Genomic DNA, 16448 nt, shown 5'->3' with positions numbered 1-16448 from the left:
CGTTACAGCCCGAGTCCCTGCCGACCCAGTTCGAATCCCCACTGTGGAATCCGAAAGACGACCAGCGCGACCAGTGCGAGTTCGGCGACGGTGACGATCACCATCATGAGATCGGACCGCTTGCTGCTGACCGCCACGCCGATCGGCAGGCCGAACTCCTTCTTCCAGAGCGGGTAAAACAGCGCGATCCCGCGCTTGCTCCCCGCCACGTCGAGGACGTAATGGGTCAGGACGCCGACCCAGACGTACTCGAGGTTCCCGAAGACGTACGGAAAGGCCAGAAAGCCAAGCAGGATCGGCAGGTTGTGCAGCGTCTTCCGGTGTTTGCCGAAGGCGGTGTCGACGTCCGGAAAGAGCGCCCCCAGCGTCACCGGCACGCCGATCATCACGATGGTCCTGAACGTCTCCAGACTCCCGGAAGGCTCGAGCAGATACCCCAACCCGATGCTCAACAGCACGGCGTTCAACACGTGTCCCTTCTTGTTCATTCACCCGACTCTGGGGAGCCGACTCGGGAATAGCTTTCTCTCGAGACTGTCAGGTTTGCGAACCGATCCCGCGTCGGCGCGGGCCCGTCGGAGGCGACTCGCGGGCCGATCAACGCGCCTCGAGTTCGGTAAGCAGGTCCTCGAGGGCTTGATCGACGGTCTTCGCACGGACGTCGGCCCGGTCGCCGTCGAAGACGTACCGGGAGACGGTGGTGTAGGAGTCACCGCTGTCCCACGGGGCGGCGTGGGCGACGCCGATGTAGACGGTGCCGACCGGGTTCGCCTCGGTCCCGCCGGTGGGACCGGCGACGCCGGTCGTCGCGACGCCCCAGGAGACATCGGTCACGTCCCGGATCCCCTGTGCCATCTCGCGGGCGACGGGTTCCGAGACCGCGCCGTGGTCGTCGAGCGACTCGCGACTGACGCCGAGATGGCGGCGCTTGGCGTCGTAGGCGTAGGTCGTCAACCCCGAATCGAAGTAGTCGCTCGCGCCCGGAACGGCCGTGATCGCGGCTCCGATCAGCCCGCCGGTACAGGACTCGGCGACTGCGAGCAGCTCCTCGCGGTCGCGAAGCTCGTCGCCGACGGCCATCGGCAGCTCGCGGTCGATGTCGTCGTTCATGTGCGAGTCGACGGACGCGGTCGTTGTCAAAGCGAGGGTCCGGGTCGTCACCTCGCGAGTACCGCCGGAAACGGAAAGACAAACGGTGGCCGTCGCCCCAGTGGGCCGCATGGACTACGAAACGCCGCTTTTCTTCCACGTGATGGAGTACGCGGACGCGGCGGACCGCGACGTGGTCGACATGGTCAGCGGCAACCCCGACTGGGAGCCCCCCGAGGCGCTCCGGGACGGCCTGCGAGAGTACGCCGACTTCGAGCCCGACCGGTTCCAGTACCCGGCCAGCGAGGGCTTACCCGAACTGCGCGCGGAGATCGCCGCCCGGCGCGGCGTCGACGCCGACCAGATCGTCGTCACGAACGGCGCGGGCGAGGCCAACTACCTCGCGATGGCGCGGGCCCTCGAGCGCGACGCCGGGGACGAGATCCTGCTGACCGATCCCGTCTACTCCTACTATCCGGGCAAGACGACGATGCTCGGGGGCACCCAGCGGTACGTCGCGACCGACGACGACGGGCAGCTCGATCCCGCGGCCGTCCGCGCGGCCGCGAGCGAGGACACCGCCGCTATCGTGGTCAACACGCCGAACAATCCGACCGGCGCGGTCTATCCCGAGTCGACGATGGCGGCCCTCGTCGATATCGCCGAGGAGAACGACGCGATCCTGATCAGCGACGAGGTCTACGACCACTACGACCTCTCCGGCCAGTTCGCGAGCGCGCTCGAGACCGAGTCGGCCCATCGGATCGTCACGAACGCCGTCTCGAAGTCGATGGCCGTCACCGGCCTCCGGGTCGGCTACGCGATCTTCCCGCCGGAACTGGTCGAAGACGCCAGGAGCCGCCACATGCTGGTCAACGTCGCCACGACCCGCCCCGGCCAGTACGCGGCTCTGAAGGCCTTTCGCGAGACGGAGCCCGAGTACTACGAGCGCAATCGCGACCTGCTGCGCGAGCGCGTCGACACCTTCACCGACGCGCTCGAGGCGGCCGGTGCCGAGTACACGACGCCGCGGGGCTCGTTCTACGTGATGGCCCGCTTCGACGGCTACCCCGGCACGCTCGCGAACGTCGAGCGGCTGATCGACGAGGCCGGCGTCGCGGGGATGCCCGGCGAGGCCTTCGGCGACTCCCGGGCCGACTGGCTGCGCTTCGCCCTCGTGACCCCGCGCGTCGAGGAGGCCGCCGAGCGACTGGCGGCCTACTTCGACTGAGGTGTCGACCGATCGGCGGCGGCGATCGTCCGGCCGAAATACCGATACGTCGGGCGACTAACCGACCACGTAATGCTGCTCGAGGCCGTCCTCGCGGTGTTCGTCCTGACCCAGTTGGCTTACTTCGTCGGCAACTGTGCGCTGGTGACGCTGCTCGTTCGCCGCTCCGACGCCCTGGTCGACGACGCCACCGTAGAGCGGCGCGTCGCCGAGGCGACCGAGACCGACCGCGATCGACCGCTGGCACGGCCCGACGGGGGCTCGAGCGGTGGTGTCGCTCCCGCATCGGCGAACGCGGACCGGACGGCCGGCGAGCCGCGACCGACGGCCCGCTCGGGCTGTCGGCTCCCGCAGTCGGCGGTCCGTCGGCTCCGCGTTCTCGTCCCGATCTACCGCGAGTCGCCGGCCGTCCTCACGGAAACGCTCGACAACATCGCCGCCCAGCGGTATCCGACCGCGGCCGTCTCCGTATACGTGATCCACGAGCCCGACGATCCGACCGTGTCGGCGGTCCGCGAGTCCATCGCCGCCCGCGAGGACGACCTCGCCGTCGAGTTCGTCGCCGTCGACCGGGCGTCGCTCGCGGCCGACCGCGCGCCCGGCGACTGGACGTTCAGCGGGACCGGCGTCCCACGGACGAAGGCCGCTGCCCTGACCTACGCCTTCACGACGCTGTCGTTTTCGGCCGACGACGTCGTGACGGTCTTCGACTCGGACACGCAGGTGCCCCTCGACACGTTCGAACTCGCCGCCGCCGGCCTCGCGGAGTACGACATCGTTCAGGCGAAACAGACCGCGCGAAACGTCGACGACGGACTCCTCCCGCTGCTCGAGTCGATGGGGATCGCGGCGTGGTCGGACCTGATCTACGCCAACTCGACGGACGGCCCCTACCAGCTGCTGGGGAAGGCCTACTTCGTGCCGGCCGGCGTCCTCTACGACCTCGACCGGTGGCAGCTCGACGCGGTGACCGAGGACATGGCGCTGGGCGTCGCCGCCCACGAACGGGGCTGCACGCTCGGCATCATCGACCGCTACGTGCAGGACCTCTGTCCGGCCGACCTCGAGGCCTGGATCCGGCAGAAACGCCGCTGGGTCCGCGGCCCGTATCGGCACCTGCTGACGCCGGGCTGGTCCGGGCTCGAGCGCGCCCGGTTCTGGGCGGGTACCGTGTTGACCCAGCTGCTGGCGGTGACGAACGTCCTCGGGCTACCGGTCGGGCTCGCCGTCCTCTGGCTGACCCTCACCGGCTCGACCGGCGTCGTCCCCAGGTCGCTGCTCCCGCTCGTCGCGTTCAACGGCGTCGTCTGGTGCTACTACAGCTGGCGGTCCTACCGCGCGGCCTGGGAGGCGATCGCCTTCGACAGCCGGTGGGAACAGGTCCGGTACTCGCTGGTCTCGAACCCGATCACGCAGGCGCTGTACGCGACGCTGTGGGCCGTCCCGATCTGTCTGGCGCTCGCCGACGCCGTCCGCGGCGTCGTCCCGACGTTCGACGTGACGCCGAAGGACTGAGACGATTTCCTGTCAGTCATTGCCGGCACAACCGCCGCCGGATCGCGGGTGTGCCGGGACATCGGGACAGCAATCCGTCCGGCTCGAGAGCGGCACGATCGTCCGCGGGAGACCGACGAATACTCCTGTCGGGACCGGGAACGGCGGCGTATGAGCGGCATCGACGTCGAACCGGTCGACGAGGAGGAGCGGGACGAGAGCGACGGCGGCGACCACACCATCGAGGTGACGCCGACGGAGTCCGTCGGCGACGAGGAGCGCGAGACCGTCGACGTCGAGCCGTCCGACGAGCCGATCGACGGCCCCGACTACGTCCTCTACGGCGGGAAAGGCGGCGTCGGGAAGACGACCATGGCGGCCGCGACGGCGCTGGACAGCGCCCGCGGCGGGACGTCGACGCTGGTCGTCTCGACCGACCCGGCCCACTCGCTGTCCGACACCTTCGAGACCGACATCCCGGCAGAACCCGGCCGAATCCGGGACGATATCCCGCTGTACGCGGCCGAGATCGACCCCGAAACCGCCCTCGAGGAGGGAGAGACGCCCTTCAGCGCGGGCGAGGGTGCGGACGAGACGGACCCCTTCGCTGGCGGCGAGGCGGGCGGCTCGCCCTTCCCCGGCGGCGAGGGGGACGCGAGCGGGCCGCTCGGTGGCCTCGGCGACATGCTCGGCGGCGAGTCGCCGATGGATGCCCTGTTCGGCGGCGCGATGCCCGGTGCCGACGAGGCCGCCGCCATGCAACTCCTGCTCGAGTACATGGACGACCCGCGGTTCGAGCGCGTGGTGGTCGATACGGCACCGACCGGTCACACCCTCCGGCTCCTGCAACTCCCCGAGATCATGGACACGATGATGGGCCGCATCATGAAACTCCGCCAGCGCCTCGGCGGGATGCTCGAGGGCGTCAAGGGGATGTTCGGCGGCGACGCGCCCGACGACGGCGACGACCTCGAGGACCTGGAGGTGCTTCGCGAACGCATCGAGCGCCTCCGGGCGGCCCTGCGCGACCCCGCGCGGACGGACTTCCGGATCGTCATGGTCCCCGAGGAGATGAGCGTTGTCGAGTCCAAGCGCCTGCGGGCCCAACTCGAGGAGTTCGGGATTCCGGTCGGCACCGTCGTCGTCAATCGGGTGATGGAGCCCCTGTCGAACGTTACCGACGACGTTCACGGGGAGTTCCTGCAGCCGAACCTGGACGACTGCGAATTTTGTCAGCGCCGCTGGGACGTCCAGCAGAGCGCCCTCGCGGAGGCGCAGGAACTGTTCCGCGGCACCGACGTTCGACGCGTGCCGCTATTTGCCGACGAGGTCCGGGGCGAGGGGATGCTCGAGGTCGTCGCGGCCTGTCTGCGGTAGGCGTCAGTCCCCGACGAATCGGTACCCGGCCGGCCGCCTTTCACGACCGTTAGTCGCTGCCCTCAGAAAGAGCAGCGGGCCGTCGACGACGCGTTCGAGGTGGAGGTCGTGGAAGTCTCGGCCCGCCCGCGCTCGCGGATCGAGACCGCGACGTGACCCGCCGTCGTCACCATTCCGCCGGTGTCCAGCTCCATCACCCGATCGGCGAGAGCGGTCGTTTCCTCGTCCGACAGCGACAGCGTCGTCTCAAACCACAATAGCGGCATCCCTCGAGTCGACCGGTGACCGGCTTGGGCGTTCCGGCGGCGGCCGAACACTGTCGACATCCCGTAGGGCGTCGTCCTGCTGTTCGGGGTGAACTGGCTCCCGATCGCGTAGGTTGTCGAGATCGGAACGCTCTCGACGGAGTGCCCGAACGCATTCCACGGACAGGGAGCAGGAGGACACCGATTACGACCGCGAGTGCCGTCGGCACGAGCGGGCCGACGATTGACCCGGAGCGAGCGAAGCGAGCGGAGGGGAAGGAGGAGTGCTTTTGATCGAAACTGAGCGGGATCTTCGATCCCGCGAGGTCGGCGGCGCTTCGCACCGCCTGCTCGAGGGACCTCCGGTCCCTCGCTGTCCAAAAGAGCGCTGTGCGCTCTTTTGAAGATTCTGCCGAGTGACGAGCGGACGGTTGCGCTGATGGCGCAACCGTCCGCTCAGAGCGCAGCGCAAAATTTCGTTAGTCGTCCGCGGGCAGCTGCTGGCCGCCGACGTCGGGCCGGCTGACGTCGCGGTCGGTCTCCTCGCCCTCGATGTCGTAGGGGTACTCGCCGGTCACACAACCCAGACAGAGGTCGATGCGCTCTTTCCCGAGGACGTCGGCGACGGCGTCGGTCGAGAGGTAGGCGAGGCTGTCGGCGGCGATCTCGTCGCGGATCTCGCCGACGGACTTGTCCGAGGCGATGAGTTCCTCGCGGGTGGCCATGTCGATCCCCATGTAACAGGGGGCGACGATCGCGGGCGCGCCGATGCGGACGTGGACCGCCTCGGCCCCGCAGTCCTTGAGGAGTTGGACGAGCTGGGTCGAGGTCGTCCCGCGGACGATCGAGTCGTCGATGACCGTGACGGTCTTGCCCTCGATCGTCGACTTGATCGGGTTGAGCTTGAGCCGCACCGCGCGCTCGCGCTCGTCTTGGGTCGGCATGATGAACGTACGCCCGACGTAGCGGTTCTTCATGAGTCCCTCGGCGAACTCGACGCCGTCGTCGTCGGCGTCGCGGGCCTCGCCGTCGGCGGTCGTCTCGCCTGCCGCGTCCGCGTAGCCCGAGGCGAAGGCGCGTCCGGAGTCGGGGACCGGCATCACGACGTCGGTCTCGACGCCGCTTTCCTCCCAGAGCTTGCGCCCGAGGTTCCGGCGAGCCTCGTAGACCAGCGTGTCGTCGATGACGCTGTCGGGACGGGCGAAGTAAACGTGTTCGAAGAAACAGTGGGCGGTGTTCTCGTTCTCGACGAGCTGGTAGGAGTCAAAGCCCTGTCCGTCCTCCTGCAGGACGACCAGCTCGCCCGGTCGCACGTCGCGGACGAGTTCTCCATCGAGCGTGTCGATCGCTGCCGACTCCGAGGCGAGGATGTAACCGTCCTCGAGTTCCCCGATACAGAGCGGGCGATTGCCCTGTGGGTCGCGCACGCCCAGCACGGTATCGTCGTGGGTGATCGTCAGCGAGTACGAGCCGTGGATCCGGCCCATCGTGTGCTTGACCGCGCGGACGAGGTCCTCCTCGAGGAGGTTGCGCGCGAGGTCGTGGGTGATGACCTCGGTGTCGCCGTCGCTGGTGAAGGCGTGGCCCGCAGCGGCGAGTTCGTCGCGGATCTCGTCGGCGTTGACGAGGTTGCCGTTGTGTGAGAGGCCGAGCGAGCCGCTCTTGAACGAGACGGAGAACGGTTGGGCACACGAGGAGTCGACCGAGCCGGCCGTCGGATACCGGACGTGGCCGATCCCCGCAGCGCCGGTCAGTTCGTCGAGATCGCCCTCGCCGAAGGCGTCACCCACGAGCCCCATTTCGACGTGGCTGTGCTGCTGGAACCCGTCGTGGGTGACGATACCGGCGGACTCCTGACCGCGGTGCTGGAGCGCGTACAGCGCGTAGTACAACGGTCGTGCCGCGTCCCGACCGTCGAGTGAGACGCCGACGACGCCGCACTTTTCGGTCATTCCTGTTCGCCGGGGAGTCTCGCCCCGCCCATCAGTCATGGGTGTTCGTAGGGCACCGAGACGATAAAAATCCCCGTGTTTGTGGTGCTTCAGCTCCCCATCGACCAGAGTTATATGCGCGTTTGTGTATATCCCGTCGGGGACTGCGTGACGGCCTGTCACGTCACGGCGGGAACGGTCGACTGACCTCGGGTCCCGCGCTCGGTGATGACGTGCCGGATTGCCTGCCCGGTCGGGAGGATTCGGTGGCGCGTCGAACCCCAAGTGCGTGCGTACCCGGTATCGGTGCCGCCCGGATCCGGCCGTTGGGGCTCTGTCGTGTCCGGCGCATAACAGTTCGCCGACGGCACCGGCCGGTGGTCCGAACGCTTTATCGTTGAGAAACGTGTGACGGATCAACCAACGTGTTCAGTTGAGGATGACTGCAAGCTCTAACACGACGTTCGACGGCGGGGCCGAAACCGGTGACCGGCGGGCCGAGTACGATTTCGTCTCCGACGACGTCGCGCAACCGGCGCTGGTCGACGAGATCCGCGACCGCGTTGCGGGGGACGTTCGCTTCGACACCTACACGCGACAGCTGTACGCCACCGACGCGAGCGCGTACGAGCTGACGCCGATCGGCGTCGTCTATCCGAAATCGACCGACGACGTCGCCGCGACCGTCGCCTACTGTGCCGAGCGGGGGATTCCCGTCCTCCCGCGCGGCGGCGGGACGAGCCTCGCGGGACAGGCCGTCAACGAAGCCGTCGTCCTCGATTTCACCCGCCACATGGACGGCGTGGTCTCGATCGATCCCGAGGACCGCCGGGCGCGCGTCGAGGCGGGGACGGTCCTGGGCGAACTCAACGACGTGCTGGCCCCCCACGGTCTGAAGTTCGCACCCGACCCCGCGGCCGGCGACCGCAGCGCGATCGGCGGCGCGATCGGGAACAACTCGACGGGCGCACACTCGCTGGTCTACGGCAAGACCGACGCCTACGTCGAGGAGTGCGAGGCGGTGCTTGCCGACGGCACGGTCACCACGCTCGGCGAGATCGCCGTCGAGGACCTCCGCGAGTCCGCCGATCCCGACGGCTCCGTACTCGAGCGGATTCACGCCGAAGTCGTCCGGATCATCGACGAGGAGAGCGAGGCGGTCCGAGAGCGGTTTCCGGACATGAAGCGCAACGTCTCCGGCTACAACCTCGACGTCCTCGTCGAGGAGGCCGAGACGGGGACCGTCAACCTCGCGCGGCTGCTGGCCGGCAGCGAGGGGACGCTGGCGGTCGTCACCGAGGCCGAGGTCGCGCTCGAGCCCGTTCCCGAGACCAAGGCCGTCTCGCTGCTGTTCTACGAGAGCGTCCTCGAGGCCGTCACCGACGTCCAGCACGTCCTCGAACACGAGCCGGCGGCGGTCGAACTCATCGACGACGTGTTGCTTGGGTTGGCCCGCGACACGACGGAGTTCGAGGAAGCGGCGTCGCTGGTGCCCGACGCGGCCGACGCGGCGCTGCTGGTCGAGTTCTACGCCGATGACGACGACCACGGACGGGCACAGACGGCCGGCCTGCTCGCCGACAGAGTGCCCGGGACCGACGCCGAGGCAGCCCCGCCCGCCAAGCGGCCGTCGATCGACGGGACGATCGCGTTCGACGGCCTCGAGGCCCACGACGAGGGCGAGCGCGAGACCTTCTGGACGCTTCGCAAGGCCGGCCTGCCGATCCTGCTCTCGCGGACTTCCGACGAGAAACACATCAGCTTCATCGAGGACTGTGCGATCCCGCCGGAACACCTGCCCGAGTTCGTCGAGCGGTTCCAGTCGCTGCTGACTGAGAAAGGGCGGGACAACGATGCGGCCTTCTACGCCCACGCCGGCCCGGGCGTCCTCCACGTCCGGCCGCTGGTCGACACGAAGGCCGACCGTGACCGCGAGGAGATGGTCGCGATCGCCGACGCGGTCACCGACATGGTCGTCGAGTTCGGCGGGTCGGTCTCCGGCGAACACGGGGACGGCCGGGCACGCACCCAGTGGAACCACAAGCTGTACGGCGACGACCTCTGGCAGGCCTTCCGCGACCTGAAGACCGCGTTCGACCCCGACTGGCTGCTCAACCCCGGCAACGTCTGTGGCGACCACGACATGTCCGAGCATCTCCGGTACGACGACGACTACGAGTACGACGCCGGGCTCGAGCCGTCGCTGCACTGGGACAACGAGAACGGGATGCAGGGGATGGTCGAACTCTGTCACGGCTGTGGCGGCTGTCGCGGGAGTCAGGAGACGACCGGCGGCGTGATGTGTCCGACCTACCGGGCCGCCGACGAGGAGATCACGGCCACCCGCGGCCGGGCGAACCTCCTCCGGCAGGCGATGAGCGGCGACCTGCCGGACGACCCGACCGACGACGAGTTCGCCGAGGAGGTGCTGGACCTCTGTATCGGCTGTAAGGGCTGCAAGCGCGACTGCCCGAGCGGCGTCGACATGGCCAAACTCAAGACGGAGGTCATGCACGAGCGCCACCAGGAGGAGGGCGCGAGCCTCCGCGATAAACTGTTCGCCAACTTCGACACGCTCGCGGCCGTCGGCAGCGCGCTCGCGCCGGTGTCGAACCTCGTGCAGTCGCTTCCCGGCTCGGGAACGATCGCCGAGACGACGGTCGGCATCGCGAGCGAGCGCTCGCTGCCCGAGTTCGAGCGCGAGACGTTGCAAGATTGGTTCGAGAAGCGAGGCGGCTCGCGCGTCGCCGAATCCGAGGCCGAACGGAAGGCGGTCCTCTTCGCGGACACCTACACGAACTACAGCCATCCCGAGGTCGGCAAGGCGGCGGTCCGCGTCCTCGAGGCCGCGGGCGTCCACGTCGACGTCGCCGACCGGACCGACAGCGGCCGACCGGCGCTGTCGAAGGGCTTTATCGATATCGCTCGCGATGCGATCGAGGAGAACGTGGCCGAACTCGAGCCCCGGATCCGCGAGGGCTGGGACGTCGTCGTCGCGGAGCCCTCCGACGCGGTCATGTTCCAGTCAGACGCCCTGGACCTGCGCTCGGGGGCGGCCGTCGAGCGGTTCGCTGCAAATTCCTACGGTCTCTGTGAGTACCTCGACACCTTCCGGCTCGACGAGAACGTCGACTGGGCGGCGCCCGACGAGTCGGTCGTCTACCACGGCCACTGCCACCAGAAGGCCGAGAAGAAAGACCACCACGCGGTGGGGGTCCTCCGGCGGGCCGGCTACGCCGTCGACCCGCTCGACTCGGGCTGTTGTGGCATGGCCGGCACGTTCGGCTACGAGGCCGAACACTACTCGCTGAGCCAGTCGATCGGCGACATCCTCGTCGGCCAGATCGATGACAGCGGTGCCGACGTCGTGGCCGCGCCGGGCACCTCCTGTCGGACCCAGCTCGGTGACAGCCGGGTCGAGCCGGTTCCGGCCGACAGTTCCCTCGCCGGCGGCTCGCTGGACGGCGAGTCGCCGCCGACGCCGATCGAACTGCTCGCACACGCCGCGTCGCGGTAACGCGGGCTCGGCGCTGTCCCCATCGGCGCGTTCACCGTGGTTCTACGACGGGACTCGAGCCCGCGAGACACAGTGTTCAAGGCGGTCGCCGCGAGTCACCACCGTATGCGACTCGAGGAGTACTGGGGCGTCGGCCCGAAGACGCGCGAGCGGCTGGTCGACGAACTGGGGACGGAAGCGGCGGTTCGGGCGATCGAGAACGGCGACGTCCGGTCGCTCGCCGACGCCGGGCTCGCCCGCGGTCGGGCGACGCGGATCCTCCGGCGGGCGACCGGCGGCGCTGGCATGGACATTTTGGCGACCAGCGACGCGCGGTCGGCCTACAAGGAACTGCTGGATCTCGCGGTCGAACACGCCGTCACGCAGCGGGCCGCGGACCGCATCCGGGTGTTGACGCCACTCGCCACCCGCGAGGCGATGGACTCGCGCCTCGACGACGTGATCGCGGCGCGGGACGCGTGGGCCGCCCTCGAGGAGGAAGAGCGTGAGGCGGTCCTGGCGGCCTACGAGCGCTACGACGAGCGCGAGGGCAGCGAGTACGCCGCGGTCGAGGCCGCGATAGCGCTGCTCGAGGCCGGCGTCGATTCGGGTCCCTTCGCCGCGATCGCCGACCTCGAGCGCGACCGGCTGGCCGACGCCGCCGACGCGCTGGCGGCGCTGGACGGGAATCGGGTCCGTGAGGGGGCCGACGACGAACTCGATCGCCTCCGGGACTCGCTGGGGGCGATCGAGGATATGGACGCGAACGCCCTCGAGCTGATCGAGGAGCTGCGCTCGGAGGGGGTCCGCGACGTGGAGGGCTTTCGCCAGTCCTTCGAGGACCACCTGCTGACCGAGACCGGCGTGACGATCGACCGCGTTCGGGACGCGATGGCGACCGACGCCACCGACGCGACGGACTTCGTCGGCGCCACGCTACGGGCCCTCCGGAGCGACCTGACCGAAGCGGTCGACGAGCGCGAGGACACCGTCGCGAGCGACCTTGAGGACACCCTCGACGATGCCCGCGACGCAGTTAATCAGGCCATCGAAGCCGTCGACGACATCGCCTTGCACCTGTCGCTGGCCCGCTTCGCACTCGAGTACGACTGTACCCGTCCCGTCTTCGTCGAGGGCGACGACGCCGCCGTCTCGGTCGTCAACGCCCGCAACCTCACGCTCGCCGCGCGCGACGACGAGTCGGTCCAGCCGGTGACCTACGGGCTCGGCGATCACGGGGTCGCGAGCGTCCCCGAGGGCGTCGGCTCGGTTCCCGGCCAGCAGCGGGTCGCGGTCCTCACCGGGGCCAACAGCGGCGGGAAGACGACCCTGCTCGAGACGCTGTGTCAGGTCGTCTTACTGGCGACGATGGGACTGCCCGTCCCGGCCGATCGGGCCGAAGTGACGCCCGTCGACTCGCTGGTCTTTCACCGCCGGCACGCGAGCTTCAACGCCGGCGTCCTCGAGTCCACGCTCAAGTCGATCGTCCCGCCCCTCTCGACGGGCGGGCGCACGCTGATGCTGGTCGACGAGTTCGAGGCGATCACCGAACCGGGCAGCGCGGCGGACCTGCTACACGGCCTGGTCACGCTCTCGGTCGACCGCGAGGCGCTTGGCGTCTTCGTCACCCACCTCGCGGACGACTTAGAGCCGCTGCCACCTGAGGCCCGCGTCGACGGCATCTTCGCGGAGGGGCTCAACCCCGACCTCGAGTTGCTCGTCGACTACCAGCCCCGCTTCGACACGGTTGGCCGGTCGACGCCGGAGTTCATCGTCTCACGGTTAGTCGCCAACGCGGACGACCGCAGCGAGCGGGCCGGCTTCGAGACGCTCGCGGAGGCGGTCGGCAACGACGTCGTCCAGCGGACGCTCGCGGACGCCAGGTGGACGACTGGCGAGTGATCGATCGGTCTCAGGCCCCGTCTCCGCTCTCCTCGTCCTCCCGTCCGTTCCCCTCACCGTCCCATCTGTTCCCCTCGTCACGCTCGTTCTCGCCGGTTCCGACCCCGTCAGTGTCGCGTTCCCCGTCGGCTCCCTCGAGCCCGTCCGCGCCGCCGAGCCACCGGTCGAGGGGCGGATCGTAGCCGCCAGCCGGCTCGTCGGCCGGCGCGTCGCCGTAGGTGTAGCACCGCCCGTCCCACTCCTCGTGGACGCGGGCCTCGAGGTAGGTCTGTGCGGCCCGCCGGGACAGGACGCCCATCTCGATGACGTCGGCCAGCGTGGTCTTGGTCGCGCGAAACCAGACCCTGACCGCACGGTCGTCGGCCGGCTCCGTCGCGACGATCGCGCCCCGGCCGCCGTCGCGGCCGTCGCCCCACTCGAGCCAGCAGACCCGATAGGGATCGACGGCATAGCCGGCGTCAGGGGCGACCAGATACAGCGCTTCGTGGACGCGGGGGTCGAGGTGATCGGTCAGGATCCGCTCGCGGCTGATCGAGTCCGCGAGCAACGCACCGTCGATCGCGCCGTCGGCAAGCGGCGTCCGCGGGGTGATCGCCTCGGCGAGGGCGAGGTCCTCGCCGCCCCAGTGGCTGTACCGCAGTCCGTAGAGCCGGTCCGGCCGCCGGTAGGCGACCAGCGCTCTATGTCCCATGTGCGTGCCTCGCTGGTGGACTCGGGGCGGTTCGCTCACGGATCGTGCGACATCGGGTAGAGCGGGTCACGGCGAGCCTCGCCGCTTGTCCGTACTTGAACCCTCGCCGAGCCACCCTCGAGTCACGCGGAGACGCTGTTCGTCCCGGCGTCCCCTCGCCACGGCGCGTCACCGCCGACTTCCGCCGGCTGGACCACCGCACCGACGACGAACTGCCGGTCGGGCCGACACACGGGATCGGATCGCTCGCGTCGCTCTCGGCGTTCTAGGCGGCGATCCGCCGCTCCGCCCGCGTCGCGATCGCCTCGTTCATCGCGACGAAGGCCCGCTCGAGACGTGCCTCGTCGAACGCCAGACCGGCGAGTGCCCCGCGGACCGTCTCCCGCTGGAGCAGTCGGGTCCGGCGTCCGTCTCCGATCGGCTCGAGGTGGAACTCGTGGTAGCGATCGAACGCGAACGGCACGACGAGCCGGTCGTGCCAGGCGAGCCGTCGCGGCGGCTCGGCGGCGACGACCGTCGGCCCGATGGGCCGAGGGCGGTACGCGAACGCGTCGCTCCGTTCGGAACCACCCGTCGCGTCGACGGCGACGCCCTCGATCGTTCGCGTGAGCGGGTCCCACTCCGGGTAGGTGTCGAACGCTATGAGCGCATCCCAGACGACATCGGGTGGCGCGTCGATCTCGACGAACGCCTCGATCTGATTCATGGGAGCGTATACCACTCGAAGACGGATGGCACTGCCGGTCATCGCGGGCGCGCCGCGATGGGGATGGGCCGAGATACGGGGCCCGCGAGCGCTCGAGGTCGAACTCGGGGTCGCCGGTGCGTCCCAACTACGCGCTGTCGTTGAACCGGCGGTTCGTCGAGAGCGGTGCATCGCCGGGCTCGCCCCGGACGAAGTGGCCCGCCGGATTGATCTCGCCGTCCCGTTCCATCGAGAGGAGTTCGACGAACCAGGCCTCGTGTTCGATCTCCTCTTGCAGGATGCGCGAGGCCATGTCGTAGGTCCGGGGATCTTTCCCGTGGGTCATGTCACAGACCTCCGACCACGTCCGGATCGCACAGCGTTCCGCCTCGAGCAGGACTTCGAGGATGCTCTCGGCGTCGAGTGACTCGGTGTCGAAGCTCCCGTCGCCAGCCATCGGCGTCGGAACCTCGGCGTCGGGACAGGACGCTCGATCGGCGAAGTCCCGAATGTCGTTCGGCAGTGCGCCGCCGAGTTCGTACACCCGCGGCGCGACCAGTTCGAAGTGGGCCCGGTCCTCGAGGCGGGCGTCCTCGGTGATCTCCTTGTAATCCTCGTGACCGGCGAGATGCATTCGCAGATTGGTGTAGTAGTAATAGGTCGTGAACTCGGCACCGATGGCATCGATCAGTTTCTCGCGCAGTTCCTCGGGCTCGAGCCCGCGTTCGCGAAGCACCGCCATCCCGACGCGCTCGCTCGTGTCCCCTGCGTCGACGTTTCCTGCCGCGTGTGGTTTCTCGTCCGACATCCACCGGTCCACTCCCATAACTCGGCGCATGAAGCTTTGCTTGCAATTGCCGAGAACCGTCGGTGTCGCTCCCTCGGTGGTTCAACGGTCGGACCACAATATCCTTAGTCGTCAGCACCCCAGAGTCGTGTATGGACAGGTCGGACCGCGGACTCCCGCGTCGCGAGTTCGTCAAACGCGCCGTCGCCGTCGGCGGTGCCGCTGGGCTCGCCGCGTGTCTCCAGCGCGAGGAGCGTGAGGACGTCCCACAGGCCGTCCTCGCGCCCGACGAACTCCCGACCCGACAGCACGCCTGGAACGAGTTCCTCTCGACGGACGACCACGGCAACGACGTGCCGCCCCGACACCACCTCCTGCTCGCCCTCGAGTACGTCGGCGACGGCCCCGCCGACGCCGCCGAGGAGCGCGACCAGCTCGAGGCCGCGTTCCAAACGCTCGAGCGGGCCTACAAACGGGGCAACGAGGGGCTCGCCTTTACCGTCGGCTACGGCCCCGCGTACTTCGACCGGTTCGAGAGCGACCTCGAGGGGGTCGAACTGCCCGATCCCGAGCCCCTGACCGCGCTGGAAGACCCCGCCCTCGACGAGTACGACGCGCTGGTACATCTGGCCAGCGACTACGGCCACGTCACCTTGAGCGCAGAGGAAGCGCTGAAAGGCGAACTCGAGGACCTGAACGGCCTCGCGGTCGAGGGTACGCTCGAGGGGGTGTTCGAGATTGCCGAACGCCGAACGGGGTTCATCGGCCGCGGGCTCCCGGCCGAGAAACAGTCGGGCGTCGCCGGCATCCCCGACGGCGAACCGGTCCCCGAGGATGCGCCGATGTTCATGGGCTTCAAGTCCGGCTTCCGGCGCACGCAGGCCAGCGAGGATCGCGTAACGATCGACGAGGGGCCGTTCGCCGGTGGGACCACGATCCACCTTTCGAAGCTCAACCTGCATCTCCAGCAGTGGTACGAGCAGGACAGCCGCGAGCAACGCGTCGCCAAGATGTTCTCGCCGACCCACGCAGAGGAGGGGTTCGTCGAGGGAGCCGGCCACAACCTCGGTGACTCGAGTCGGGTGACCGAGGTCGCCGACGCGGCCGACGAGGCTGCCCGGCGGAAGGGGACCGTCGGCCACGCACAGAAGACCGCTCGCGCCCGCGAAGACGGGGAGCCGATCGTCCTCCGACGGGACTTCGACTCGACCGACGACGATCGGGCCGGCCTTCACTTCCTCTCGTTGCAGCGCTCGATCGACGACTTCGTGACGACCCGGACGGCGATGACCGGCGGCGACCTCACCGACGGCTCGGTCGGCCGGCGAACGAACAACGGCATCCTCCAGTACATCACCGTCGCGAACCGGGCGAACTACCTCGTGCCGCCTCGAGAACGGCGGGCCTTGCCCGAGCCCGCACCCGGACGCGACTGAGCGTCCGCGAACGCGGCTAGCCGCGGACGGTCGCCGCTATCTCGCTCACCGTGATTGTCCACGTCCCTTCGATTTCAGCAGCGA

Annotated in this window: 12 protein-coding genes and 1 pseudogene; 6 read left to right on the top strand and 7 right to left on the bottom strand. The window is 68.9% G+C overall.

Annotated features, from left to right (window positions below; translation table 11 throughout):
- Window positions 1-2: 2 nt before the first annotated feature.
- Window positions 3-488 carry a metal-dependent hydrolase gene (locus NP511_RS17070; RefSeq protein WP_049966419.1) on the bottom strand — a complete coding sequence of 162 codons (486 nt, stop codon included), beginning with the start codon at window positions 486-488 and terminating at the stop codon, window positions 3-5.
- A gap of 109 nt (window positions 489-597) precedes the next feature.
- Window positions 598-1110: a CinA family protein gene (locus NP511_RS17065; protein WP_049966418.1), complete on the bottom strand. Its 513-nt coding sequence runs from the start codon at window positions 1108-1110 to the stop codon at window positions 598-600.
- A 109-nt stretch (window positions 1111-1219) separates the two neighbouring features.
- Between NP511_RS17065 and NP511_RS17060 the strand changes: the two genes are divergently transcribed.
- From NP511_RS17060 to NP511_RS17050, 3 genes are all read left to right on the top strand, one after another.
- Window positions 1220-2320, top strand: coding sequence for a pyridoxal phosphate-dependent aminotransferase (locus tag NP511_RS17060; RefSeq protein ID WP_049966417.1), 1101 nt, complete (start codon window positions 1220-1222; stop codon window positions 2318-2320).
- 72 nt (window positions 2321-2392) lie between these two features.
- Complete coding sequence (locus NP511_RS17055; RefSeq protein ID WP_049966416.1) at window positions 2393-3835, top strand: glycosyltransferase family 2 protein; 1443 nt, start codon at window positions 2393-2395, stop codon at window positions 3833-3835.
- A 150-nt stretch (window positions 3836-3985) separates the two neighbouring features.
- Window positions 3986-5191, top strand: coding sequence for an ArsA family ATPase (locus NP511_RS17050; RefSeq protein WP_049966415.1), 1206 nt, complete (start codon window positions 3986-3988; stop codon window positions 5189-5191).
- A gap of 57 nt (window positions 5192-5248) precedes the next feature.
- Here the strand turns inward: NP511_RS17050 and NP511_RS17045 are convergent.
- Together NP511_RS17045 and purF are read right to left on the bottom strand one after the other, a co-directional pair.
- Window positions 5249-5457 (bottom strand): annotated as a pseudogene (locus NP511_RS17045) (tautomerase); the annotation flags it as partial.
- A 458-nt stretch (window positions 5458-5915) separates the two neighbouring features.
- Window positions 5916-7388, bottom strand: a complete 1473-nt coding sequence (purF, locus tag NP511_RS17040; protein ID WP_049966413.1) for an amidophosphoribosyltransferase — start codon at window positions 7386-7388, stop codon at window positions 5916-5918.
- A 418-nt stretch (window positions 7389-7806) separates the two neighbouring features.
- On the opposite strand from purF, the gene NP511_RS17035 reads away from it, so the two are divergent.
- Together NP511_RS17035 and NP511_RS17030 are read left to right on the top strand one after the other, a co-directional pair.
- Entirely contained in the window at window positions 7807-10884 is a 3078-nt protein-coding gene (locus tag NP511_RS17035; protein WP_049966412.1) for an FAD-binding and (Fe-S)-binding domain-containing protein, read from the top strand.
- 105 nt (window positions 10885-10989) lie between these two features.
- Complete coding sequence (locus NP511_RS17030) at window positions 10990-12765, top strand: MutS-related protein (RefSeq protein ID WP_049966912.1); 1776 nt, start codon at window positions 10990-10992, stop codon at window positions 12763-12765.
- 10 nt (window positions 12766-12775) lie between these two features.
- Here NP511_RS17030 and NP511_RS17025 read toward each other — a convergent pair whose 3' ends face one another.
- From NP511_RS17025 to dps, 3 genes are all read right to left on the bottom strand, one after another.
- Window positions 12776-13456 carry a DUF6735 family protein gene (locus NP511_RS17025; RefSeq protein ID WP_049966411.1) on the bottom strand — a complete coding sequence of 227 codons (681 nt, stop codon included), beginning with the start codon at window positions 13454-13456 and terminating at the stop codon, window positions 12776-12778.
- Window positions 13457-13721: 265 nt separating this feature from the next.
- On the bottom strand, window positions 13722-14162 hold the full coding sequence (locus NP511_RS17020) for an SRPBCC domain-containing protein (RefSeq protein ID WP_006650438.1): 441 nt from the start codon (window positions 14160-14162) through the stop codon (window positions 13722-13724).
- A gap of 127 nt (window positions 14163-14289) precedes the next feature.
- Window positions 14290-14949 carry a DNA protection during starvation protein gene (gene dps, locus NP511_RS17015; protein WP_006650437.1) on the bottom strand — a complete coding sequence of 220 codons (660 nt, stop codon included), beginning with the start codon at window positions 14947-14949 and terminating at the stop codon, window positions 14290-14292.
- A 131-nt stretch (window positions 14950-15080) separates the two neighbouring features.
- Between dps and NP511_RS17010 the strand changes: the two genes are divergently transcribed.
- Entirely contained in the window at window positions 15081-16364 is a 1284-nt protein-coding gene (locus tag NP511_RS17010; protein WP_049966410.1) for a DUF7405 family protein, read from the top strand.
- The last annotated feature ends 84 nt before the right edge of the window (window positions 16365-16448 follow it).

Source organism: Natrinema thermotolerans, from assembly GCF_031165565.1.
GTDB lineage: Archaea > Halobacteriota > Halobacteria > Halobacteriales > Natrialbaceae > Natrinema > Natrinema thermotolerans.
The sequence above is the reverse complement of the archived record's forward strand: the minus strand, read 5'-3'. Positions and strand labels throughout refer to the sequence as shown.